The sequence below is a fragment of the Sphingobacterium sp. GVS05A genome (assembly GCF_019969845.1).
Lineage (GTDB): Bacteria > Bacteroidota > Bacteroidia > Sphingobacteriales > Sphingobacteriaceae > Sphingobacterium.
This window is the reverse complement of sequence record NZ_JAHXYR010000002.1, coordinates 589,706-614,229: the sequence shown is the minus strand read 5'-3', so window position 1 is coordinate 614,229 and position 24,524 is coordinate 589,706. Positions and strand designations below refer to the sequence as shown.

The 24,524-nt window shown below is 41.9% G+C and carries 17 protein-coding genes and 1 tRNA gene; 3 read left to right on the top strand and 15 right to left on the bottom strand.

Annotation, left to right across the window (positions count from 1 at the left end; translation table 11 throughout):
• Window positions 1-9: 9 nt before the first annotated feature.
• The 3 genes from purB to LC454_RS07250 all read right to left on the bottom strand — a co-directional run bounded on the left by purB (window position 10) and on the right by LC454_RS07250 (window position 2,081).
• Window positions 10-1,359 carry an adenylosuccinate lyase gene (gene purB, locus LC454_RS07260; protein ID WP_223581076.1) on the bottom strand — a complete coding sequence of 450 codons (1,350 nt, stop codon included), beginning with the start codon at window positions 1,357-1,359 and terminating at the stop codon, window positions 10-12.
• A 127-nt stretch (window positions 1,360-1,486) separates the two neighbouring features.
• Entirely contained in the window at window positions 1,487-1,708 is a 222-nt protein-coding gene (locus LC454_RS07255; RefSeq protein ID WP_223581074.1) for a hypothetical protein, read from the bottom strand.
• Window positions 1,709-1,859: 151 nt separating this feature from the next.
• Window positions 1,860-2,081, bottom strand: coding sequence for a hypothetical protein (locus tag LC454_RS07250; protein ID WP_223581072.1), 222 nt, complete (start codon window positions 2,079-2,081; stop codon window positions 1,860-1,862).
• 345 nt (window positions 2,082-2,426) lie between these two features.
• On the opposite strand from LC454_RS07250, the gene LC454_RS07245 reads away from it, so the two are divergent.
• Window positions 2,427-3,776: an acyl-CoA dehydrogenase family protein gene (locus tag LC454_RS07245; protein WP_223581070.1), complete on the top strand. Its 1,350-nt coding sequence runs from the start codon at window positions 2,427-2,429 to the stop codon at window positions 3,774-3,776.
• 95 nt (window positions 3,777-3,871) lie between these two features.
• Here LC454_RS07245 and LC454_RS07240 read toward each other — a convergent pair whose 3' ends face one another.
• The 5 genes from LC454_RS07240 to rplS form a co-directional block, all read right to left on the bottom strand.
• Window positions 3,872-4,654, bottom strand: coding sequence for an META domain-containing protein (locus LC454_RS07240; protein WP_223581068.1), 783 nt, complete (start codon window positions 4,652-4,654; stop codon window positions 3,872-3,874).
• A 121-nt stretch (window positions 4,655-4,775) separates the two neighbouring features.
• On the bottom strand, window positions 4,776-6,599 hold the full coding sequence (gene yidC, locus LC454_RS07235) for a membrane protein insertase YidC (protein WP_223581067.1): 1,824 nt from the start codon (window positions 6,597-6,599) through the stop codon (window positions 4,776-4,778).
• A gap of 39 nt (window positions 6,600-6,638) precedes the next feature.
• On the bottom strand, window positions 6,639-8,249 hold the full coding sequence (locus tag LC454_RS07230) for a CTP synthase (RefSeq protein ID WP_223581064.1): 1,611 nt from the start codon (window positions 8,247-8,249) through the stop codon (window positions 6,639-6,641).
• A gap of 124 nt (window positions 8,250-8,373) precedes the next feature.
• The gene (locus LC454_RS07225; RefSeq protein WP_223581062.1) at window positions 8,374-9,459 is read right to left on the bottom strand and encodes a carbohydrate-binding family 9-like protein; all 1,086 of its coding nucleotides are present in this window, start codon (window positions 9,457-9,459) and stop codon (window positions 8,374-8,376) included.
• Window positions 9,460-9,795: 336 nt separating this feature from the next.
• Window positions 9,796-10,143 carry a 50S ribosomal protein L19 gene (gene rplS / locus LC454_RS07220; RefSeq protein ID WP_077437627.1) on the bottom strand — a complete coding sequence of 116 codons (348 nt, stop codon included), beginning with the start codon at window positions 10,141-10,143 and terminating at the stop codon, window positions 9,796-9,798.
• A gap of 343 nt (window positions 10,144-10,486) precedes the next feature.
• Here rplS and LC454_RS07215 point away from each other — a divergent pair.
• A tRNA-Pro gene (locus tag LC454_RS07215) sits at window positions 10,487-10,560 on the top strand.
• 784 nt (window positions 10,561-11,344) lie between these two features.
• A complete protein-coding gene (locus tag LC454_RS07210; protein WP_223581060.1) occupies window positions 11,345-13,546 on the top strand; it encodes a tetratricopeptide repeat protein in 2,202 nt (733 codons plus the stop codon).
• A 186-nt stretch (window positions 13,547-13,732) separates the two neighbouring features.
• On the opposite strand, the gene LC454_RS07205 is transcribed toward LC454_RS07210, so the two are convergent.
• Genes LC454_RS07205 through LC454_RS07175 form a run of 7 tightly spaced genes read right to left on the bottom strand, consistent with a single transcriptional unit; the run spans window position 13,733 to window position 24,511 of the window.
• Window positions 13,733-14,275 (bottom strand): hypothetical protein, encoded by a 543-nt coding sequence (locus LC454_RS07205; protein WP_223581058.1) that lies wholly within the window; start codon window positions 14,273-14,275, stop codon window positions 13,733-13,735.
• Between the two features lie 8 nt (window positions 14,276-14,283).
• Window positions 14,284-15,537 (bottom strand): condensation domain-containing protein, encoded by a 1,254-nt coding sequence (locus tag LC454_RS07200; RefSeq protein ID WP_223581056.1) that lies wholly within the window; start codon window positions 15,535-15,537, stop codon window positions 14,284-14,286.
• Window positions 15,534-16,805, bottom strand: coding sequence for a condensation domain-containing protein (locus tag LC454_RS07195; protein WP_223581054.1), 1,272 nt, complete (start codon window positions 16,803-16,805; stop codon window positions 15,534-15,536). Before LC454_RS07195 ends, LC454_RS07200 begins: the two co-directional genes overlap by 4 nt.
• Window positions 16,806-16,808: 3 nt before the next feature.
• Window positions 16,809-19,214 (bottom strand): glycosyltransferase, encoded by a 2,406-nt coding sequence (locus LC454_RS07190; protein ID WP_223581052.1) that lies wholly within the window; start codon window positions 19,212-19,214, stop codon window positions 16,809-16,811.
• Window positions 19,207-19,989, bottom strand: coding sequence for an alpha/beta fold hydrolase (locus tag LC454_RS07185; protein WP_223581050.1), 783 nt, complete (start codon window positions 19,987-19,989; stop codon window positions 19,207-19,209). The genes LC454_RS07190 and LC454_RS07185 overlap by 8 nt, the downstream gene beginning before the upstream one ends.
• Window positions 19,980-20,279 (bottom strand): acyl carrier protein, encoded by a 300-nt coding sequence (locus LC454_RS07180; RefSeq protein ID WP_120262284.1) that lies wholly within the window; start codon window positions 20,277-20,279, stop codon window positions 19,980-19,982. Before LC454_RS07180 ends, LC454_RS07185 begins: the two co-directional genes overlap by 10 nt.
• Window positions 20,267-24,511, bottom strand: coding sequence for a type I polyketide synthase (locus LC454_RS07175; RefSeq protein ID WP_223581048.1), 4,245 nt, complete (start codon window positions 24,509-24,511; stop codon window positions 20,267-20,269). The genes LC454_RS07180 and LC454_RS07175 overlap by 13 nt, the downstream gene beginning before the upstream one ends.
• Between the last annotated feature and the right edge of the window lie 13 nt (window positions 24,512-24,524).

Below are 24,524 nucleotides of genomic sequence, written 5' to 3'. Positions count from 1 at the left end.
AGTCAAAGCTTATAAAGTGACACCTGTGTAATTAGAAGGACTGATTGCCTTTAATTCCGCTTTTACCTCTTCAGATACGTTGAGATTATCTACAAACGTTGCAATGGTCTCTTTGGTCACATGTGTATTGGTACGTGTTAGATCTTTTAATGCTTCGTAAGGTTTTGGATAGCCTTCTCTGCGCAAGATCGTTTGTAACGCTTCAGCAACAACTGCCCAGTTGTTTTCAAGATCATTCGCAAGCGCCTGTTCATTTAAGATCAACTTACGTAAACCTCGCAATGTTGATTTGAAAGCAATTAGGGTATGCGCAAATGGAACCCCAATATTACGTAATACAGTTGAATCTGTAAGATCCCTTTGAAGACGTGAAATGGGTAATTTAGCGGCTAAATGTTCGAATATCGCATTGGCAATTCCTAAATTTCCTTCTGCATTTTCAAAATCAATAGGGTTGACTTTGTGTGGCATTGCAGAAGATCCGATCTGACCAGCAGTGATTTTCTGCTTAAAGTATTCCATGGAGATATAAGTCCATACATCACGGCATAAGTCAATGATGATGTTATTGATTCGCTTTAATGCATCACAACTTGCAGCAAAGTTGTCATAATGTTCAATTTGGGTCGTGGTTTGTGAACGATCCAATCCTAGAATATTATTAACGAAATTATTACCGAAGGCAACCCAGTTGGTCTCTGGATAGGCGACGTGATGGGCATTGAAATTACCTGTTGCCCCACCAAACTTAGCTGAATAAGGTACGGTATGTAAAAGTTGTAACTGACGTTCGATACGCTCGATAAAGACATAGAGTTCTTTACCTAGACGAGTTGGAGATGCTGGTTGTCCGTGCGTACGGGCAAGCATTGGAATGTCCGACCAAGAGGTTGCCAAAGACTTTAGCTCATGCAGCAATTCTTCAATGATCGGTGTGTAGCTTTCTTTGATTGCCTCTTTCCATGAAAGAGGGATAGCGGTGTTGTTGATGTCTTGAGAAGTCAGACCAAAGTGAATAAATTCAAGATGATCCTGTAGTCCTAGTTTTTCAAATTGATCTTTTAAAAAATATTCAACGGCTTTAACATCATGATTGGTAACTTTTTCAGTGTTTTTGATCCAGATTGCATCTTCTTCGGAAAAGTTGCGGTAGATATCTCGCAATTTTTCGTTCAATGTGTTGTCAAAATGCTGCAATTGAGCGATACCCGATTCACTTAATGCGATAAAATATTCAACTTCAACACGAACTCGATATTTTATTAAAGCAAATTCGGAGAAAAAAGCCGAAAGTTCATTTGTGTTATTGTAATAGCGTCCGTCAATAGGCGTGACTGCTGTTAAGGATGATAAAGCCATAGATTGAATGATTTTTGGCAAAGGTAAAAAAATGCTTGGAGCTTAGCAATTTAATTGGGTGAGATATAAAAAATGCCTCCCTATTGAGGAGGCATTTCTATGCTGGTTGAAATTCTGTTTCGAAGAATTATTTTTTAGCAGCAGTATCAACTTTAGCAGCAGCTGAATCAACTTTTTGAGCAGCTGAATCAATTTTATTAGCAGCTGAATCCAAAGTGTTAGCAGCAGAATCAACTAAAGCAGATGCTGAATCAACAGCATCAGTTGATTTTTTACCAGTTTCACCACATGAAGCGAAGGCTACAGTTAAAGCCAATCCTAAGAAACCTAATTTGAATGCGTTTTTCATTTTATTAAAATTAAAAGTAATTTCTAAATCTTGTTATTTAAGACTTAATACGGGTAAATTGAAAAGGTAACCCTGCTGCCCAATATTTTTTGAAAAAAGAGAGGCTTCTCTCGCGAAAAGCCTCTCCAAATGCGTTATTCAGCTTCTAAAATTATTTTTTAGCAGCAGTATCAACTTTAGCAGCAGCTGAATCAACTTTTTGAGCAGCTGAATCAATTTTATTAGCAGCTGAATCCAAAGTGTTAGCAGCAGAATCAACTAAAGCAGATGCTGAATCAGTAGCACCTTCAGCTTTTTTCTCAGTGTTGTTACAAGATGCGAAAGCTACAGTTAAAGCTAAACCTAAGAAACCGAATTTTAATGCGTTTTTCATTTTCTAATTTTCTAATTTAAATTGAAATATTTTCTTTTTCATCTCTTAATACACGGAACCCAAAAAGGTAACCCAAAAAAAATACATTTTTTTTAATTGTATGTAAAGTATTTAAAATCAGTTGTTTATTTTTTTTATTTGATTTCCATTTTACTGATCGTGATAGTTCGAGTAATGCAAGAAATTGAAAAATAGGCGCAAACGATTTGATAGATAAAACTGTTTAGATAGCTATAGTACGGGGAAAATAGGCTTGAATAGATTGGTGTATCGTGGGCTACACAAACAATTTTCAAATATTTTTATTATTTTAAGAGGAAACCCTGTAAAAAAGAAATTGCGATTATGTTTGATAAAGTTAAGAATATAATGGATTTGGCAAAATCAATTGACTTTGGCAAATTGGAGGAAATCTCGAAAAAAGTAGACCTAGGTGCTGTCATGGATGCGGTCTCGAAAATGGATGATAAACAGCTTCATGGTTTAATGAAAATGCTAAATCCAGGGAAAGAAAAAAAGGAATTACCGCCTATCAATGGGGATTTTTATGATATGGACAGCAAATTGAATGGATCAGATCGGGAGCTCCAGTTGAAGGTACGTAAGTTTATGGAGGTAGAAGTGAAGCCAATCGTCAATAAATATTGGTTAAGAGATGAATTCCCTTTTGAAATAGTCCCCAAGTTAGCTGCTTTAAATATATGTGGATATACTTATGAGGGCTACGGATGTATGGGGGGAAGTTCATTGATGGAAGGTATCATTGCTGCAGAGATTGCTCGGGTAGATGCATCCGTTGCTACCTTCTTTGGTGTACAGAGTGGTTTGGCCATGGGGTCGATTTATATCTGTGGATCGGAGGAACAAAAACAGGAATGGTTGCCAAGGATGCAAAAGATGGAGGTGATCGGTGCTTTTGGTCTAACGGAACCGGAAGTTGGTTCGGGAGCAGCAGGCGGATTGACAACCACCTGTAAGAAGACTACTGAAGGCTGGGTTTTAAATGGCCAGAAGAAATGGATCGGAAACTCCACCTTTTCTGATATTACAATAGTCTGGGCCAGGGATCTTGAAGATGGAGAAGTAAAAGGTTTTATTGTACGTAAAGATAACCCTGGGTTCTCAGTTGAAAAGATCAAAGATAAAATGGCTTTACGGATTGTGCAAAATGGATTGATTACATTAGAAAACTGTATCATCCCCGAAACAGATCGTTTGCAAAATGCGAATTCTTTCAAAGATACAGGTAAAGTCCTTCAAATGACGAGAGCGGGGGTTGCATGGATGGCTGTGGGCTGCGCACGAGGAGCCTATGAAAATGCCTTGGATTATACACGCAAAAGAAAACAGTTTGGCAAACCTATTGCATCTTTTCAGTTAATTCAAAATCATTTGGTTGAAATGCTATCGAATCTAACGGCAATGCAAACGCTAGTATTTCGATTATCTGAACTACAAGATGCTGGACAACTACGGGATGAACATGCTTCACTGGCAAAGGTGTTTTGTTCTTTACGGACAAGAGATATTGTGTCCAAGGCGAGGGAAGTCATGGGGGGGAATGGTATCTTGCTGGAGTATAATGTCGCTAGATTCCTTGCAGATGCTGAGGCGATTTATTCTTATGAAGGTACTAAGGAAATCAATTCTTTGATTGTTGGAAGAAGTATCACAGGATTTAGTGCTTTTGTCTAAAGCTTGTGTCCGAAATTAATTTGGTACAGACAATAATCGATATAGAAAAAGGATAGGGTTTTGGGGTCACCAAAACCCTATCCTTTTTCTATATTTTACTTTCTTTGAAATCTCATCATGGCAATATCGCCCATGATAAAAGTGAGCGTATTTTCATTGATATCATAGCTGTTCACTTTTTCTAATGTGGAAAAGAAGGTTGCTTCACCATTGCCTTCGCAAGCCATTTTCGTAGACATGATTGGGCCGAAGCTAATTTGGTGATCGTTCGTCTTAAATGTAGCATTGTAATTATTGCAACTGCTGTTACCATTTATCTTTCCATCCTGTATGTTAAATGTTATCGTTGGTTTGCGATTTGGATACAGGCCCTCAAAAGCGATACGTGGTCCAGAGATGTAATCGAGCTCCCAAGTTCCGCTTAAATTTTGCTTTTCCTCCATTAACTTAAATTTTGCCAAAGGAGCCATCTTTGCTTTATTTAAACTTAGAATACCATTATTTAGACTGTAGTTGTCTGCTGTGATTAATGCCTTAGATAAAGCTTGCTCAATCGACATGTCAGGGCAAGCCATCATCGTTGACATCCCTTGCGCAAACTTAATTTTTCCATTGGTTGAAAAGGTCAGTTCGCCACCTATTCCGTTGCAACCACCATTGGCGCTATAACTTTTTTCCTCCAGTTTGAGAAAAGGAACCCGACCGTTGACCTGTTCGGAAACAGCCTTTCCGCCGATTTCAATTAATTGCCATTTTTTTCCAATAATGGTAGCGGATGCATTATCCGAATCCGGTTTGTCTGAATTCTTTTTTAATGCTGAACAGCTCGCCAAAGCAAGGACAGCCATCATCAATACCACAATGTTTCTAAATCTCATCTTTTAAATTTTTATATAAAACATCATTTCTAACGTTTGGTTTTACAAAGTGCTACAAAAGACTATTAACAAAAGAAGGCTTCCTATCGGGAAGCCTTCTTTATCAGTTATATAAATAATACTATTTATTTTTGTTTTGTTGAGCTTGTTGTTGAGCACGCATCATTTCTTCCATTTTAGCCTGGAAGCTTGATTTTTTCTCAACTTTTGGATTCTTTTTATTTTCTTCCAGTTTAGCTAAGATTTTATCATCATTTACCATCGTACGAATAACTAATTGCGTCAAGAATGTAAACAACGCACTTAGGAAGTAGTAATAGTTCAGACCTGCAGGGAAACTGTTTAGGACAAAGAAGAAAATCAAAGGCATGATATAACCCATGTATTTCATTTGACCCGTTGCGCCCGATGTAGCATTGTTATACCAAGTGGTCAACAATGTTGTCAGGGTCATCAAGATACACATCAAAGAGATGTGGTTGAATGATCCAAAAATAGGCGCAAATGTAAACAAGGTATCATAGGTTGACATGTCCTTCATAAACAAGAAGCTCTGTCCTCTCAATTCAAATAAATTTGGAAAGAAATAGAAGAAAGCAATTGTAAATGGCATTTGCAGCACAAGAGGTAGACATCCTCCGAGTGGATTCACGCCGACCTGTTTATACAGCTTCATCTGCTCCTGTTGCATCAACATCTGATTGTCTTCACCGACTTTCGCTTTGATCTCATCTAACTGCGGTTTCAATACTCGCATTTTTGCCATAGATACATACGACTTGTAAGTCATTGGCGAAAGAACCAGTTTTAACAATAATGTAAGTAACAAGATGACAATACCATAGCTCATATGGAAACCATCCAAGAAGTTAAATGCAGGCACAGTGATCCATTGATTGATCCAGCGCATAGGACCCCAGCCCATATTGATGATGGATTGGTAATCATTGCCTTCTGCTTTCAATACATTGTATTGGTTTGGTCCGAAAAAGAAATTCAACGAATAATTGTTGTCTTTATGGTTGTCAAAAGCCAATTCAGCATTGGTGTTGTAAAATTTCACCACATCACCTTCCGTTGCATGCTTTACATCGATTTTCGCATTAACGAATCCATTTTTAGCATTTAGGATATTTGAAAAATAATGTTGTTTGAAAGCAATCCATTGCACTTTCTTTTCCAGTGCTTCATCATCGTCCTTCGATTCAGATAAATGGTCTACTTTATTATCTTCTTGATAATAAAGTGTAGATTTTTGTCTTTCAGATTCAATATTCTGCTCTTTTTGTCTCAAAACAGTATTCCAGTTCAATGTCAATGTTTTTTGACTTTGTGGGATCAGATTTTGAATACCTTTTGTATTGACATCCAGAGCTACGTTGTAACCTTTCCCAGCGATAGAATATACATATTCAATATATTGATCAGCACTGTAATTCAATTTGAATTTTACCGATTGTTTACCTTCACCCGAAACTTGGATATCAGAAGATTCTGTATTAAAGAATAAATCGTTGGTGGAGATGTTTTGTCCAGCAGCATTGAACTGGAAACCAAACTTATTGTCCTCACCTTCGAAAAGCATCAAAGGTTTTCCATTGAAATTCTTTTCGCCTTTTAATTCGACCGATTTCACTTTACCACCTTTTGTGCTGATTTTGGCAATGATAGCATCATTTTCAAGGGTAATGATTTTTTCAGTTCCAAATTTTGACGCACCAAAAGGTTTTTTCAGTTCAGCTGAATCTGCAATCACTGCTGTTTGCGCTGTTTTTGCTTTCGCGATAGAGTCACTTGTTACAGGCAGTCCTTTTGCTGTCTGGGCTTTTGCCTCTTGTCGCGCTTGTTCTTGTTTGATTTCTGATTCTGAAGGCTTCATCAGGTAAAATGAACCAGTGATGATGGCAAACATCAGGACCAAACCAATTAGGGTATTTCTATCCATCTTTAATAATTAAACTTAATTAATTTTATCCTTCTAATACTACTTTGATTTCTTGTTGGCCAAAGCAGCGGCTACAAAGCTAACAAAAAGTGGGTGAGGATTTGCAACAGTTGACTTTAATTCTGGATGAAATTGTCCGGCAACGAAAAATGGATGGTTTTTCAATTCGACAATTTCAACTAATCCAGTCTCTGGATTGAATCCCGAAGCGATCATTCCTGCTGCTTCATATTGTTTTAAATAGTCATTGTTAAATTCATAACGGTGACGGTGTCTTTCGGAAATTTTTGTTTTTCCATAAATCGCAAAGGCTTTTGTCCCTTTTTTAATTTCACAATCGTAGGCACCTAAACGCATGGTACCCCCCATATCCGTGATATTTTTTTGTTCCTCCATCAGATTGATGACCGGGTTGCTGGTATTCGCATCCATTTCGAAACTATTGGCATCTTTCAACCCCAATACATTTCTTCCGAATTCAATGACGGAGCATTGCATACCCAAACAGATACCAAAGAAAGGAGTATTGTTTTCGCGCACATATTTGATTGCATTTAATTTTCCGTCCAGACCACGTTCACCGAATCCAGGGGCTACCAACACACCATCCATGCCTTTTAGTTTTTCAGCAACATTTTCTTTTGTAACACTTTCAGCAGCAATATAACTTACCTTCACCTTGCATTCGTTTGTTGCGCCAGCATGTATAAAACCTTCGGTAATGGACTTATATGCGTCTGGAAGTTCAACATATTTTCCAACTAAAGCGATGCAAACCTCACTAGTCGGGTTTTTAAGCTTGCCGAGGAAGTTTTTCCAGTTTTCTAGATCCGGTTCGTTTTTGTTGGAAAGTTTTAGTTTCGTTAACGCCGTTTTATCCAGATTCTCTTTCAACATAAGTAAAGGAACATCATAGATTGTCGAGGCATCAATAGATTCAACAACAGCATTGATGTTAACGTTACAGAATTGTGCTAATTTTTTACGGATTTCCTGTGATAATTTGTGCTCTGTACGGCATACAAGTATATCTGGCTGTACACCATATTCCAGCAATGTTTTGACAGAGTGCTGTGTCGGCTTGGTTTTAAGTTCACCAGCTGCGGCCAAATAAGGAACTAAAGTTAAGTGGATAACCAATGAGTTATTTGCTCCCAGTTCCCAACGCAATTGCCTTACAGCCTCAACGAATGGAAGAGATTCGATATCGCCTACAGTTCCGCCAAGTTCGGTGATAATAATATCATATTCATTTGATTCACCCAAAAGCTGCATGCGGCGTTTGATTTCATCGGTGATATGTGGAATTACTTGAACTGTTTTTCCTAAATATGCACCTTCACGCTCTTGTTGGATAACGTGTTGGTAGATACGACCAGTTGTTACATTATTCGCTTGTGAGGTAGGGACGTTCAAGAAACGCTCGTAGTGGCCCAGATCAAGGTCCGTTTCCGCTCCATCTTCAGTAACATAACATTCGCCATGCTCATACGGATTCAATGTTCCTGGGTCAATGTTAATGTAAGGATCGAATTTTTGAATGGTCACTTTGTAGCCACGTGCCTGGAGAAGTTTAGCAAGGGAGGCTGCAATAATACCTTTCCCTAACGACGAAGTAACGCCGCCCGTAACAAAAATATATTTAGTCATAACAATTAAAGGATTTTCAATTTTATGTGGTCAAAACGACCAATAATAGTTGCTCTATGTACGGGATACAAAGATAGCAAATTTTTATTCAATATTATAATTGAAGACCGACTGAATAAATAAATTAAAAATAGATGTTGCCCTGATTATCGATTGTAGCCTTTAAATTGGGCTGCGATTTTGACTTAATCTCAATGCGATAGAATTTATTTGCATTGGAAAAGACAAGGTGATAATGCTTGCTGATAGTAATGATTTCAGGATATAATTTGCTCAATTCATCAAGAGATGTTGCATAGCGCTTATTCGTATTCCCGTAAATCTGTTGCAGGTAAAAAATATTCCAAGCTGTTTTTTCTAAGGCCAAAAATTGATCATCTATGGAATGTTTACTATCCTGATCTACAAATTTGATATGTCCCCATCGTTCGGGATAATGCATGTTGATCAGACCGATGGGCGACCATACCCAGTTTTCTTCCGCTAGCGGCTTACCCGTATTATCCTTTCTTTTGATATAACCTTTTTCATTGACATCATAGTGCCATTGTACGCGGGAGAAATTTATCTTCCATACCTCATTTGCCTTGATTTGATTTCCTTCACCAAAGTATTTTAGACTTTTGACAGGGATCTTCATTTCGACGGTCCAAAAATTATCTTTATCGGCTGGATTATTTATTGTTCCAGCATGGTAGACCGCACTCTGGATATCTTTGGTGTCCCAGTTTAAATTAGCTTTTCCGCCGAAACGATAAGGTTTGGTCATCAGAAGGTCCATGATGGTGTTCAGGGCATTGACTTCGATTTCAATATATTCCGGAGATTGGAGGTTGGGTTTTAAAAATACCTCAAAGTCATTGTCATGATAAATAATGGTATCTTTCTGTCTAAGATAGCCATTGATATGAGGTTCTTCCAATTTAGCAAAGAGGTAGAGGTTTTCATTGTCCCAAAGCATTTTAACACGAGTGTCAAATGATGGCGTAGGTTTACTTGTACCTTCGATGTCTTTGAACGCGTTTGTCCATGGTGCCTTAGCCCAGGATATTTCGTCATCTTTACCGTCAATTTCGATAGGAATTTGAGCTTTTTGGACATAGTAAGTCTCGGGCTTAGACTGTAATTGCAGAAAATCACCAATATTTCTCTGCGCAAAAATGGTTGTCGTCTGTAAAGTAAGAGCAAGTATAAAAAAAACAGTTTTCATCAAAATATTGTATGTCTATTAGCCGCCAAGAAATTTCTATGCGTGCAATCCTTGCACTGTTTATATAAAGTTTTAGAGTCCCACTGATCTTTACACAGGGAAAGATTGGTAGCGCTAAAAGTAAGTAAAATGTTTTAGCTAGACAAAGAGGTGTGATTCTTTTTGAGAAAAGAGGTTCAATTGTCTTAATTTTATTACATGGGTTCTGCTGTTCTTATTCAAGTGATGGGGGCAGGAGTGTATTTGTGCCGGGGAAAGGAAGTGGTTGAAGGAATATGAAATAAAAAAAGGCTTTGAATTTCATCAAAGCCTTTTTTTATGCCGAGGTAGTCGTAATTAGATTCTTTTCGATTTAATACGAGCAGCTTTACCAGTAAGGCCACGTAAATAGAATAATTTAGCGCGACGAACTTTACCGTAGCTGTTTACTACAATTTTTTCAATGTTTGGTGAGTTTACAGGGAAAATACGTTCAACACCTACACCGTTAGAGATTTTACGAACGGTAAAAGTAGCGTTAGCACCTTCGCTGTTTAATTGGATTACTACACCTTGGTACACCTGCACACGCTCTTTATTTCCTTCGCGAATTTTATAATGAACGCTGATGGTATCTCCGGCTTTGAAAGCGGGAATTTCATTTCTTACTACCGCTTGTTCTTCTACAAATTTTACTAAATCCATGATTTCGAGTAATTATTAACGATTTATATCCTGTAAAAATCGGAATGCAATATTACGACTTATTTTTTGAATATGAAAATACTTTTTGAAAAAACTATCGACCGATAGTCAAATCGGATGCAAAGATATGAAAATGAAATGGATAATCTAAAGTTATTTTAAATATTCCTATATAATACCAATTGACCGCGTTTTTGACCTTAATAATGAGGATTTAAAATGTAGCTGATAAAAATATTGTACAATTAATCAGTGGTTTAGTGTGAAAAATGAGCTTAGGTCTTGACAAATTGAAAAATTGATTCGATATTTGTGCCACACAAAAACAAAGGTGATACCTTTTCGGGGTGTAGCGTAGCCCGGTATCGCGCCACATTTGGGATGTGGAGGTCGTAGGTTCGAATCCTGCCACCCCGACTGAAAAGCTCTAACGAAAGTTAGGGCTTTTTTTGTTTCTAGGTGGGATGAGAACCTACGACCTCTTAAGGAGCTGCGAGGTTCGATCCGGAGGAGGCTCAGGGTCGTGTTTGGGCATTGTGTGGCTGAGCCAATCCTGCCACCCCGACTGAAAAGCTCTAACGAAAGTTAGGGCTTTTTTTGTTTCTAGGTGGGATGAGATCCTGCAACTTCTTAGGGGATCACCTCCTATTTATTTCTCTTCTTGGCTCCATTATTGTATCAATTCTTTGCCGATAGCGAGCAAAGGAGTCGGGTATCGTGGAAACGAGGTGGATTTTTTCCTGGCAATTTACCTAATTTGGTCGGAATTCTTTAGTTTTGGCTATCTAAAATTAGTGAAAGATTAAACTATTGTCTCCTCGGCAAAGGAAAGGTTGAAAAAACTCAGAAATAAGAACAAACAATGATATTGAAAGAAAGAATCGGCGACAATTACCTGAAATACCTGTTTACCGGGGTACTTTCAGCTTTGCTGGTTACCGGGTATACGCAAGAAGTAGAGAAACAGCAGAAAGAAAAGGGCCAACAGAATCAAAAAGGGATTGAAGGGCAAGTTCAAACGATGGATTCCATCGATGTCGTACGCGACTACCGACCGATGCTGGCCGATGCCGTGAAGGTACGCCGGAGCCCAAATATGAAGCTTATCAACCGCGATGCGATCGAGACGGAGCTGCGCCAGATCGCCACCAGCACCTATTTGGCACAACAAAAATACAAACAGGCATATTACCATGAGTTGATGAAACGTCATCCGGACGCTTCGCAAAGCAATATCGACAATTACCGCATCAGCTATCTGGCCTATGGGGCCGGTGAATACAAAAGAGCGAGTGGTATGATGGAATCGATGAAACCTTCTGATGCCTTTTATCAAGGAGCGATCATGACCTTGGGCCATATCGCCCTGGAAACGGGCGACAAGCAGGCGGCGCGAAATGCCTTCGTCAAAGCGACGAAACTGGATCTGGATCGGCAAGTGAAAGCCGATGCGCTATTTAACTACGCCAAAGTCCTTCTTGCCATGGACTCCACACAAGCCGCACAAAAAGTCCTCGAGAGATATATTGCTCAGGAAGAGAAACCTGCTGATCCGGGGGCAAAAAATAAGGAAAGCCCGGAATCACTATCGGCTGAAATTTTGCGGGGGACGACCAACTTTCATGCTGGGGTTAGCCTGCTGGAGTCGTTGAAGAAGCGAGGTCGGGAGGTCGATGCGATCTATCAAAAGGTAACCTACTACCGCGGACTGGAGTTTTATAACGAGCGTGCTTTCGAAAATAGCATCTCCATGTTTATGCGTTCGGAAAAATTCCCGATCAATGCAGAAATGGCGGCCCTGGCTACCTATTGGAAAGCGGAAGCGATGTATGAAGTGCGCAAATTCGGGGAGGCCGTGGAAAATTTCTCCCAGTTTCTGAGCTTGCCTGCTGCAAGAGACAACGAGGTCTATAATTATGCTAATTATGGGTTGGCTTATGCGGCCTACAGAAATAACCGTTTCGCACTGGCGGCCGATTATTTTGAACGCTTTCTGAAAGCCGGCGGAAGTACGGTGGATGAAAATATACGGTATGACGTGATCGCACGTCTGGGCGATTCGTATCTGTGCCTGCGCGATTACGGCCGGGCTAACAGTTACTATGACAAGCTGATCAACGGCAAAGCGCCTAATCAGGACTATGCCTACTTCCAGCGTGGTGTGATCTTTGGCCTACAGGGCGACAATGAAACCAAGCTTAGCACCTTGCGGTCTGTTCTGAAACAATATCCATCTTCCAACTATGCCGATGACGCGGCCTTTGAGATTCCTTACACCTATTTCATGATGGGCGATTATGAGAACGCGCTCAAAGGACTGCAAGGGATGATCGAGAAGTATCCGCGGAGCAGCTATGTCCCGCGTGCGCTGATGACCATTGGACTCGTGCAATACAATAATGATGAACCCGAACCGGCCAAAGCTACCTTCCAACAGGTGGTGGAGAAATATGCGCGAACTGCTGAGGCCGAACAGGCAATGCGTTTCATTGAAAACATCTACCTCGACCAAGGCGATGCCACAAGCTATATCCGCTATGCGATCGGTTCAAATGTTGGTAATTTGAGCCCTGCAGAGCAGGATGACCAGGCTTTCCAAGCAGCACAATCCCTCTTTGCTAGAGGAGAATACGGAGCAGCTGTGGAAGCGATCAACGCCTATTTTGATAAATTTCCGAAACCCAAACAAGTAAAATATGCACGTTACATCCGTGGGGTGAGTTCATACAAGACCGGGCATCCGCAGGAAGCGCTACACGATCTGAATATCATCCTAAACGACTGGACGAGTAAGTATACAGAGAATACCTTGCTGACGGTGGCTGCGCTGTATCTGGAGCTAAAGGAATACAACGAGGCCATTGTACACCTCAAAAAATTGGAGCTAAATTCCGAATACAAGAAAAACTATGGTTACGCAGTAACCAACCTGATGATCTGTTATTTCGAACTCGGCGATATGGAGCAGATGGCCAAATATGTGCAGTTTGTAAAGGATTACGATGGTGCAACAGAGGAGGAAATTGCCAAGGCACACTTATACAGTGGCAGGGCTTTTCTGAAGGAAAAGAATATAACGTCGGCCATGAAAGAGCTCAATCTGGCCGCTCTGAAGAGTCAAACGGCGGTAGGGGCAGAGGCGCGTTACCGTGTGGGACAACTGCAGTATGATAACAAGGAGTACGATAAAGCCCAAGAAACTGCCTTTGATGTGATTAACAACAGGGAGCCCCAGGAATATTGGGTGGCCAAGAGCTTCGTATTGCTTGCAGATACCTATGCGCGTAAAGGCAATGCTTTCCAGGCGAAGAGTACGCTGAAAAGTGTGATTGAAAATTATGAAAAAGACGATGATATCGTCCCGTCAGCAAAGGAGCGTTTACAGAAATTGAACAATAAGTAACAGCAATTTTTTGGCGATTGAAAAAGGGCCGTATCAAAATAATTATTTTGATACGGCCCTTTTTGTTTAATTCTAATAGTCAATAAAACCCAAGATCAGGACATTACAGCATTTTTATTTCTGAAAAAAGCATATACTGACGTTAGGTAGCAAATGTTAGAAGGGCAAGCTTCCCCTAATGGGAAGCTAATTTCGTTCTATTTCCTGCATGACTAACGAAGGTTCAGACAAATGTTTTCTTAATTTCCTGATTGGTAAGTAGGTGAACAAAATCGATAATACACCTGCGAGCAGCGCATCTAAAATAGCCATTGCAGTCGCATTTAACTTGTAGTGTGTAGATAGATTATATTGTGCCAATAGGAGACATAGGAATACCAATAAACCTGTTACGAAGCCATGGATAACACACAGCTTCGTAATAAATTTATTCCTGTTCAGTTCACTGTCTACTGTTAATGCGATCGACTCCTGTTCTATGGCTGCGATCACCCGCTTGATAATATCCATTGTAAGAACAATAGGTAAAAATATCGCCATTGGTAGTGTCAGTCGAGCCAGACTTTGTGGGCCAGCAAAAAAGTGGGTATATCCCAGCTCCTGAAAGCTGGCGTAGGCAACCAGGAAATTGAAGAATACATTTGGGAGGATATAATAAATTGCACGCTTCCTTAAAAAGCGCTTGAGCGTTGTTTTTTTTATTTTCTTTAGTTCCGTAAACTTCGTCATGTGGAGTGTTATAGGGATAAGGTCATGAGTGCGATCGCCTTATCTTTTATTTTAATCGCTTCTTCTTTTGGTAAAAAATCTTCATTGGACATAAACGTGAAATCCATTTGTTGATTGAACGTCGTTGCAACCAAGGTATTTGAATTCAACCAGGGGAAAGCCACTGTTGGACTGTATATGGTCTCCAGAGTGAAGTTGTTGTACTCGTTTGGAATCTGGAGCTTACCCATATTGGATAGCGTGACGTCATGTCCTCCCGGGCTCGATTTTAACATAGAAATCATACGCTCCACTAGCGGGTGCATCTGTTCCCCCATCCAGAGTAGCTCCCGGGCATCCATCTTTTCTATTTTTTGTGTGAGCGCCGTTTTGATATCTTTCGCAGTATCCACGATATTATCATTCCCCTTTTTTAGTGAAAGCTCCACCGTTGGTGCAAAAGCAAACATGTGGTCCTGTTTGATTTCTGGAATAAAGTGCCGGATATCAACCGGGCTGATCACTTTATTTTTTGCAGCTTTACCTTGCACCTCCCGAAAAGCTTGCATAAATGTCGTGCATAGGAGCGCATGGACAGAAATGCTTTGATCTTTACAGCCTTGGGTTATGGCAGCCGTTGTTTCTGCATCCAGTTTCCAGTGCATCGCATAGTTTTTTCCTAAATTTCTTTTTCTACTCTTTCGTTGCAGGAAAAAGAAAAATCTTGCCAATAGCAAATAGAATTTGGCTCTACGTGATTTTTTTTGAAGCTCAAAGCCTTGCGGCAGGAATTCATGAACCGATTCAAAGAGCTGGTAGGGCTCGAGTTCCCTATCGGGGTTATCCAACAGGCAAAGTAGCTCCCGCATCAACGTGACGATACTGGTTCCATCACAGACACAATGTGGTAATACCCAAAGCAGCTCCGAAGCGGAATTACCTTTGACCCATACCAATTGGGCTAGTGGCTTATTGTCAGCTTTAAAGGGGCGATACCATTCCCGTTCCGACTCTGTCATCCAATCCATATCCGTTTGACGTTGGACAATATGGAGTGGAATAGATTCCATATCTTCTTTGACCGCAAACCGGGGTTGCTTTGCATCCTCTATACGGATAACCGATCGGAGCAATGGATGTTTTTGCTGAATTTTGTTGAGGGCATTCCGAAGGTGTTCTTCGGCGATCTCCCCGCTTATCTTTGCAGCAAATACACAGTTTAAGGGTGTTTCGGCATCAACATACATGATCCGTTCCACCATCATTAGTTTTCTCTCGATCATGATGCTACCTGGTAATCTAATTGTTGTTTGATCTGATCGATGATCTCATCGCGAATGGCCAATGCTTCCCCCTGTGGTAAATAACCCTCACTTCCCATAAAGGAGAAATCCATTTGTCCACGAAAGGTAGAGGTGACCATGGTCGTTGTATTGCCCAAAGGACCAATGACCGAAGGACTGAAGATTGTTTCCAGGCTGAATGCCCGATATTGATCGGGGATCTGTATTCGTCCCAAATTGGAAAACATACAGTCATTGGATGACTTGCCCCGTTTTAAGAGTCTGGTAAAGTTTTTTAGGGCATCGTGGGCAGATTCCATGACCATCATGGTGATATAAGGATTGAGCTTCGCTGTTTTGCGTTCCACGTCATCCTGCATCAACCGGAGGTTATCCAAAAAGCTTATTTTCTGGTTCGAAGACATGACAATCATTAATCCGAAAGCAAAAATATGGTCATCTTTTATCTGTGGTGCAAAACGCCTGATATCTACTGGGCAGGAAACTTTATTGAATGCCGACGAACCACGTACTTTCCGGAATGCCTGCAATACCGTGGCCCCCAGAAATGTGTTGACCGTGACATCCAATGACTTGCAATGAGAAATAAGTTGCTTGCTGGTGGCTTGGTCAAACTTCCAATGAATCAGATAGTCTGTCTGCCGATCGATCGCTTTTCTGCCGACCGGAATACATTTAATAGCTAAAGCTGCTAATCGGCCAATTGTTTTTGCCTTAAACCGCTTCTTACCACTCTGTAAGATATGTTCTGGTACGACATCTTCAATGCCAAGGATCGGATTTTCCAGTCCGATTTCCGCGGCCGGATTGTCCAGTACTTTTAGAAATTCATACAATAATGCCATGGCCGAGCCACCATCACATAAGCAATGATGGAAAACAAATAGCATATCTGAGACTTCTTCCCCCTTAATCCAGACAAATCGGATTAATGGTTTCGTCTGATAATCGAAGGTCGAATGCCATTCCTTTTTGGATTCCTCTTGCCAGTCGTCTTCACTTTTTCGGTTTACTAAGCGTATCGGAATCGATACGGTTAATTCCGGAACCTGAAACCAAGGTGTATTTTTGTCATCATGTTGGATAAGTGCCCGCAGCCAGGGATGTTTTTCCTGTAATCGGCTCAAGGCGTATTTGATATCTTCTTCGCTGAAAACACCACGTAGCCGAAAGGGAATGACGGCGTTGAAGGGTTCAGTTCCATCCCCCAACAGCATGCGCTCACCAAATAATAGTTTTCTTTTCATCGCCTACACCTGTGCCAATGTCAAACATTCTTGTTTCACAAAATCTTCCAATAGCGCTACCGCCTGGTCGTTACCGCCAGCGGTTAGAAAGGTCTTCTGTACCTCCTTGGCGGCATTTCGATAGATCGGGTTTTCCAACAATTCAAACACGGTGTCCCGCAATGCATCTATACGCATACGTTTGTATCGGATGCTAAGCCCGCAACCCGCCTGCTCAATAAGTTTGGCTGTATGAAAATGATCATAGGCGATTGGTGTGATCAGCATGGGTAAACCATTTGTAAAGGTGTCGTTCACCGTATTGAAGCCCCCATGGCAAATAACCATATCCATGTGTGGCATCAAAGCAGATTGGGGAACAAAGCCACTCACAATAAAATTGGAAGGCCATTCTTCAAATATTTCTGGTGGGGTAGCGGCAATAATTGTCACCGGCTGATCGGCAAAGGCCTCGATCAGTTTACCGAAAAATGCTTTTCGAATATCCACGAGTAGTGTACCTAAGGATACAAATACTTTTGGAGTAGTGCTGGCGGCCAAACGTTCCCAGTCAAAAGGGGTATTGTTTGGACGACCTTTGACCGGTCCGACAAATTTCATGTGAGGCGGTACCGTTTCAAAACCGGCAAAAGCTTGTGACGTAAATATCAGGTTAAGCTGATGGGAGTGTATAAAGATTCCTTCATCATAAATTCCCACGGCCTTTTGAAGGTCTTTGATCAGATTTTGCTGCCACTCAAATATCTTAGGAGCACTCTTCTCCGTGTCGCCCATGACATCCGGTGGAACGGGAGTCGTTGTCACACAAGGGATCTGATGTTTATGTGCGAATAACGCACCTCCAAAGGTGATGCAGTCGTTTACGATCACATCAGGTTGCCATTGGCCGAGAAGACGTTCCAATCCCGGCATCATCATTTTCGCGATCGGGACATAGGTTTCTTCCAGCGCCAGTTTCATGACTTCAGGGCCCGAACAGGAGGGACCATCATCCTGACGTTTCAATAGCTGTTGGAGTTCCTCCTGAAAAGGTACCAGATCCGCTTCAGGATAGATATAACTTCCACCTTCGGGGATATGATGATCAGCTAATGGCGTTATGCCAAACCACCGGACTTCATGCCCACGGGCAAGGAGGCTTGCACCTACACTTAATGTTGGGCTGATATGTCCAAAAAATGGTGGAACAACAAAGAGGAACTTAGCCGGTACATCCGCTCTTGAAGCGATAGGAGCGGCAGTTTGTTCCAAGAGGTCCGCTGCGGTTTTCGTGCCACCCGCATCGACAAAAGATTGACGGACGGTATGTGCAGCTTCACGATAGGTTGGATTATTCAAGATGGTATGGACACTGTCTTTTAAATGATGTGCTTTAAAGCGATTGAAATTCAGTCGTTCACCGGCACCGGTACGCACTACGCGACCCGCGACATGTGACTGATCGTAAGCGATCGGGATGACCACAAGTGGTAGACCCTGTGAAAGAGTTTCGGAAACCGTATTATGGCCACCATGGCATACAACAGCATCCAGATGTGGTAACAGATCCAATTGCGGGATTTGTTGATAAACCATGAAGTTTTCAGGCCAGGCATCAAATAGCTGCGGATCTGAAACGACGACGACTGTTAAGTCTTCTCCTGCAAATGCATCGATAACCTTTTGGAAAAATGCTTTCTTATGGTCATGATCAAAGGTAGTACCAATACTGACCAGGATTTTTTTTCGATTACTAGCATGCAGTTTATCCCAGTCAAATACAGCCGATACCCGACGTTCGGCCAGGACAGGTCCTGTGAACTGATAGTTTGAGCTGAGATCCATCTCACCAAAGAAATAACGGGATGTTAAGACAAGCGTAAGCAAATCCGAGCAATCCAAAGATTTATTTCCAGTTAGCCCGAGTTCCTGTTGTAAAGCAACGATCTGCTTTTCTTCCCATTCGTGTACCTTTGGGAGTTCACTGACAATTTTAATAGCTGCGGGAGCCGTGACAGTGGTCGCATAGCGGAGCCCTAGTTTTTTTGCAGCGATGGATGCCGCAAATAATTGATGGTCGCCAATCACGAGATCAGGTGCAAATGCCTCTAATAAGGTAAGGATACCTTTATAACAATGTCTATTTAAAGGGATAAGTACATCTTCATAAAGAAACTTGATGCTATCGATACCATAGACAATCTTTTTTGAAATGATATCAAGGTACTGTTCGCTTTCTTTTTTTTCTTCATCCGTCTGGTCATATTGAATAAGCAAAAGCTTTCCGCCAGCTGGAAGTTTATCAGTTAAGTTTTTGTCAAGACTGATCCAAGCTACCTCATGTCCTCTTTCCAATAGTTCAGCACCAATGCTCAACGTCGGATTGACATGACCTGTCAGTGGGGGGACAACAAACACAAATTTAGCCATGGTTTTGTAATAAAGGGTTAGATAAAAAATCAACGATAGTTTCAGCTATCTGTATAGGTTCTTGTATGGGGATATTGTGATCTCCCGGAATGAGTTTAAGTTGAGCACCAGATATTTTTGTTTGTAGCCATTCCCCCGTTGGTTTACAGTTCGATGTATTTCCATACAACAGTAAGGTGGACGGCGGTAATGTTGCAGTATCCATTTCATGGAGGAAATATTTTTCTTTGATCATATCAGCTTTGATGCTCGTCTGGTTGAATAAAAACTCGTAAAGGCGATGATTTTTTTCAAATTGTCGCTTACCCATTTTCATTTTTGTTGTATCGGTAAAATTGGCAATATAATGTTCCAAAAATTCCTTACTATACTCATCGATGATGTTGCGAGCTTTCTCATCCTGTGGATCCGGAGCTTCCATAACGACGAGTCGTTGCACACGGCTTGGGATCTGCAATGCCGTTTTAAGCGCGATTAGTCCACCAAAACTGTAACCTAGCAGATGGACGTTTTGAAGTTGTAGACTATCCAACAAAGCAATCAGATCCGATGACATATTTTCAAGATCATAGCCTTCCGATACACGTTCACTCATGCCATGACTTTTGAGATCATACATGACCACGTGGAAATGCTGCGCTAGGATTGGAGCAATATTAAAATAATAAATAGAGAGGTTGCTGAACATACCGTGGATCAATACCACGGTATGTTCAGCACCTTTATTTAGTTCTTGTATGTGAACCTTTCTGTTGTTGACCGTAATTATTGGCATTCGTAGATATAATTGATGATCATACGGAGGTCAAGATTGATCAGTTGATCCAGGTCCATCGAAGATAACCAGCCTGTGAAATCAATCTGGTCACCAAAATGTGCCTTGATTTTCTCTGAAAAAGAAACAATTTCTATGCTGTCCATTTCAAGATCCTTTGTGAAGGAGCTTTCTGGTGTGATATCCATCTCTTCTACAAATTCTTCGCCGATAACTTCTGTTATAAAGCCTTTTAATAAAGCGAATAATTCTTCATGATTCAATTTTAGTGTGGTGTTTACAGTGTCCATCCGATAATATAATTTTGGTGTTTGATCGTTTTTATTTCTATTTGATTGATCCAGAGATGATCTCCCTGGACGCGTTCTACTTCATATCTTTTTGGGTTGCCCTGTAGGCCAGTCCCCAGAAATTTTCCGTAAGCTTCTTTCGCTACCCAAAAACGGGTCGTCCATTCCGCCTGTTCCCTGTCTTTTAGCAATTCCATTTCAGCATCGGTAAAGACCAGTGGGTAAAAACCGGTACTACGCTCCTCGATGAGTTCCATGTCAATACCTACAGATCTGTCTTGACGGGCGATAGCTACGGCATCTTTTCCCTTGTGGGCCAGTGATACATGAATATCTTTAGTCGCATCGCCCAGTAGATAAGGTTTACCGACTTCATCCGAGCGGATCTCAAACGTAATGGGATAGCAGGGGAGGTTTTTCTGACGGTTCAACAGCTGTCGCACCGCATCTTTTACCGCAACACGGCTTACCATCCAACTTTTTCTACGGTTGGGCAACAATTGTTGGTAGTGCTGTTTTTCCGTTTGGTTGAAATAGCGTTTCAGGATAAAGTCCCAGGAAGCGACACGGGTATAGGCCTGGTGGAAAAAGAAAATGCTTGGTGCAATTTCCACTGAGAGACGGTTGTGCAATGGCGACATGGAAACATTCCACAACGCTTCGTCGATTTCCAATCGTCGATTTTGCCAGCCCCTGATCGAGCACCATACTTTCCCGTTTCGTTGGAGCGTTATATTTGCGATAGCAAACTCATCATTCAGCTCAGTCAACACACAGGTGCACTCGAATAGGCCATCTTGGTCATGCATGTCGTCGAAAAACTCGATTTCTTTGATTTTAACAGGGAATGCAATGCGATCTTTTGTCAGTGTAAGCTGAAGCCACAAACCGAACAATTGTCCCGCATTATCCAATAGCGAGCCCTTTCCTCCATTACCCTTGATCTTGCCCCTGATCCCCTTTTTACCTACAGCGGTTACCTCCATAATCCCTTGATAGGCTGTTCCATGGAACATATGCTTATCATAGATTTCTTCGGAATTACGCGTGATAGGCAGAGGCTCACCTATGGAAAGATCAAACTGTGGTGCGACGGGATATGCTGTAGACAGTGCTACCTCTGCATTTGCAAAATTCTCGATATCCAGATAGGCAAGTTGAGCGGAACGCCATTCGCCCTTGACTATTTTTTCAAAAGGTTTGGCTACATTCATCCATTGGAACACACTCACATGCATGATCTTATGGATCTTGGTAGCAGGTTTTTCCGCCTGAGCGATTTCGGCCAGCAATTCAAAAATCATGGTCATCGGGATCACCGGTTCCATGTCCGCTACTTCTGGCCATCCCTGCGGTTGTCGCAGCAGACTATGATCGATCAGGTAGGGATGACTGTCCAAATTGACCTGCAGCATTTTTGAAAAATGTCTGTCTACAGGTTTTTCTACGACAAGGGGCTTGGTGACAGTTGCCAAAACGCTAGGCGCTGGCCGGTTCTGAAAAAGTGTCAACACTTCTTCCTGCATCCGGATCATATCGGCGATATTCTCCTGAAATGCCTGTACCAATGGATGATTGCCCCTTACAGCTGTTCCGGCGGTCAGTTGTGGCTGTACTGTGTCAAAAGACTTTCCTAAGCTCTTGACCGCATCAAAATTACGGACGATAGGCGAACCGAGCTGCAACTTCATGCCTTTGTTTGTCGCCTTTTTTATATGGTTTTGTACCGCCAGAAAATCCAGCGCCACCGTTTTTCCTTCTACAAATAAAGCGGCAACAACACGTTGTAGCTGCGCAAGTGCTGAACGTGTTACCACACTGGATGCTAGGGTGCTGAAAGCTTTTCCCTTTAAGGTGTCGTCAATAAAGCCGATCAGTCCACCGGTACCCACCTGGATAAAGAACCGGACTCCCTCGTCATAAAGCTTTTCTGTTAGCTCGCGGAAACGGACCGGTTGTACAAGGTGTTCGGCACTCAATTGGCGGATGGCCTGTTGATCCGATGGATATGGCATCAGTGTGGTGGCCGACCACAAAGGGATTTTGGTTGGCTGAAACTGTACTTTTTCCATACCTGCTAGGATCAGATCAAGCTTGTCTGCTACAAAAGGCGAGTGAAACCCCGACTGGAATGGCAGGATCTGATGGAATATCTGTTTCGCTTTCAACTGAGGTACAAGTTCTTCTAAAGCGGTATTGCTGCCGCATAGAATGACCTGATGTGGACAGTTGTCATTGGAAACATAAATATTGGGAATTCCAGTAATCAAAGGTGTAATTTCCTTTAGCCCCGTTCCGATGGCAATAAATTTGGAGTCCTTGAGTTCAAAAGTCTTCGGGTTCAGGACATCAATAAGATCCTTGACCGAACTTGCTTCCGCTAGTTCCGAAGAATAGCCAGCCAGCCATTCACCTAAGCTATGCCCAGCATTCATGTCCGGATATATTCCCAGTTTTTTTAGGGAATTGTCCAAAATGCTGCAAGAATTGAAAATAGCCAACGCATCATTCAGCAGTCCTTCACCTTCGGTTTGTATAGGTGCTGTCAGTCCAAAATAGCGACTGACCGAGTCAATCTCTCCTTTCGCTAAGCCATCTAAACCAGGGAAGACGAAGGCAACCTTGCCCCCCTCTTGTAATAATGGGGCGGAGGTATACCAGATATCCTGCTTATTGCGCCAAGCTTTATCTTTAGAAACGATTTTGATTGCCTTTTCAATCCGTTCTGGGGTTGGATCGAATAAGGCGATACGATAATGGCCTTCACCCACTGTCGTATCGTTATGTTGTAAAGCAGAAAGTAATTCAGCATGTGTTGGTCGGGCAAGTAATAATACGGGATCTTTTTTAGGCATATCATAGCCTGTTAAGACCACGTGTGCGTTAATACCGCCGAAACCAAAAGCATTTACCGCGGCCACCTTAGGTAGACCTGTCTTTGACCAGCTTTTTGCTTCCTGCACTGGAGCAAATCGCGTTTTCTGCATATCAGCGGTCGGGTTTTCGCAATAAAGGGTTGGTGGTAGTGTATCATGGTGTAGCGCCAAACAGGTTTTTATCAGGCCCGCGATTCCTGCCGCAGGCATGGCATGACCAATATTGGATTTGACCGAACCGATTCCAGCGACTGGAGCAGCGTCTTCTTTACCGAAAAACTGCGACAGTGTCTGTAGTTCAGTTTTATCTCCAAGAGGTGTCCCTGTACCGTGTGCTTCCAGATAGCCGATCTGTTTTTCGTCCAGTTCAGCATTTATCCAAGCCTGTTGTAAAGCTTTTAATTGTCCTTTCACCGATGGACTCATGACGCTTGTGCCATGACCATCGCTGCTCACGCCTACACCTTTGATGACAGCATAGATTTTATCCTGGTCACGTACAGCATCTTCGAGTCGCTTTAATACAACAAAACCACAGCCTTCACCGATGAGTAAGCCATCGGCATCCATGCTGAAAGGTTTGATCTGCTGGTTGTGAGAAAGGGCACCCAATTGTGCAAAGATACTCCAGAAAGCTGCATTTTGTCCTGTATGTACACCGCCTGCAATCATGATATCGCTACGGCCACGCTGCAATTCCTGTACAGCATGGTCTACAGCGATCAAGGCGCTGGCACAAGCAGCATCTACAGTAAAGGCCACACCGCCAAGATTGAAGCGGTTGGCAACAAGCGAAGCCACAAGGTTAGGGATTAAGCCCATAGCCGTATCAGCGGCAAAGCGCCCCTTGCGTTCCTGGAATGCTCGTTTTACCTTCTCGATATCAGCAGCTGGTACCTGCGGTAAAAGTTCCTGTAAAAGGGAGGAAATCTGTTCGCTTGTACGTACGATTTCTATGGCACGGGTAGCTCCCGGACCAGTATAATTTCCTTTCCCGATCACAATTCCCGCTTTTTCCAGTGATACCTGTTTTTGAAATACGCTGGCATCTTCCAGTGCTTTCTGTACCAGATCAAGTGTTAAGAGGTGATCTGGCTCGGTTCCCTCAACGGCAAGTGGTAAAATACCAAATGCCGTTGGATCGAATACATAGTCTGGGATAAAACCACCACGTTTGCAATAAAAGCGATCTACAGTCCCCGGACCATCACTAAAATGGATCGGGTCAATGCGGTCGGCTGGAGCAAATTCGGTGGAGTCTACCTTATTGATGATATTTTGCCAAAACGTATTGGCATCCCGTGCCCCCGGAAAGACACAGGATAAACCGACGATGGCAATATCTGTTTTCTTCATAATCAATAGCTAT

What these genes read in the sequence shown, in the direction of transcription:
- purB (WP_223581076.1), bottom strand. Translation starts at nt 1,359, where the DNA reads ATGGCTTTATCATCCTTAACAGCAGTCACGCCTATTGACGGACGCTAT.
- LC454_RS07255 (WP_223581074.1), bottom strand. Translation starts at nt 1,708, where the DNA reads ATGAAAAACGCATTCAAATTAGGTTTCTTAGGATTGGCTTTAACTGTA.
- LC454_RS07250 (WP_223581072.1), bottom strand. Translation starts at nt 2,081, where the DNA reads ATGAAAAACGCATTAAAATTCGGTTTCTTAGGTTTAGCTTTAACTGTA.
- LC454_RS07245 (WP_223581070.1), top strand. Translation starts at nt 2,427, where the DNA reads ATGTTTGATAAAGTTAAGAATATAATGGATTTGGCAAAATCAATTGAC.
- LC454_RS07240 (WP_223581068.1), bottom strand. Translation starts at nt 4,654, where the DNA reads ATGAGATTTAGAAACATTGTGGTATTGATGATGGCTGTCCTTGCTTTG.
- yidC (WP_223581067.1), bottom strand. Translation starts at nt 6,599, where the DNA reads ATGGATAGAAATACCCTAATTGGTTTGGTCCTGATGTTTGCCATCATC.
- LC454_RS07230 (WP_223581064.1), bottom strand. Translation starts at nt 8,249, where the DNA reads ATGACTAAATATATTTTTGTTACGGGCGGCGTTACTTCGTCGTTAGGG.
- LC454_RS07225 (WP_223581062.1), bottom strand. Translation starts at nt 9,459, where the DNA reads ATGAAAACTGTTTTTTTTATACTTGCTCTTACTTTACAGACGACAACC.
- rplS (WP_077437627.1), bottom strand. Translation starts at nt 10,143, where the DNA reads ATGGATTTAGTAAAATTTGTAGAAGAACAAGCGGTAGTAAGAAATGAA.
- LC454_RS07210 (WP_223581060.1), top strand. Translation starts at nt 11,345, where the DNA reads ATGAAACGTCATCCGGACGCTTCGCAAAGCAATATCGACAATTACCGC.
- LC454_RS07205 (WP_223581058.1), bottom strand. Translation starts at nt 14,275, where the DNA reads ATGACGAAGTTTACGGAACTAAAGAAAATAAAAAAAACAACGCTCAAG.
- LC454_RS07200 (WP_223581056.1), bottom strand. Translation starts at nt 15,537, where the DNA reads ATGATCGAGAGAAAACTAATGATGGTGGAACGGATCATGTATGTTGAT.
- LC454_RS07195 (WP_223581054.1), bottom strand. Translation starts at nt 16,805, where the DNA reads ATGAAAAGAAAACTATTATTTGGTGAGCGCATGCTGTTGGGGGATGGA.
- LC454_RS07190 (WP_223581052.1), bottom strand. Translation starts at nt 19,214, where the DNA reads ATGGCTAAATTTGTGTTTGTTGTCCCCCCACTGACAGGTCATGTCAAT.
- LC454_RS07185 (WP_223581050.1), bottom strand. Translation starts at nt 19,989, where the DNA reads ATGCCAATAATTACGGTCAACAACAGAAAGGTTCACATACAAGAACTA.
- LC454_RS07180 (WP_120262284.1), bottom strand. Translation starts at nt 20,279, where the DNA reads ATGGACACTGTAAACACCACACTAAAATTGAATCATGAAGAATTATTC.
- LC454_RS07175 (WP_223581048.1), bottom strand. Translation starts at nt 24,511, where the DNA reads ATGAAGAAAACAGATATTGCCATCGTCGGTTTATCCTGTGTCTTTCCG.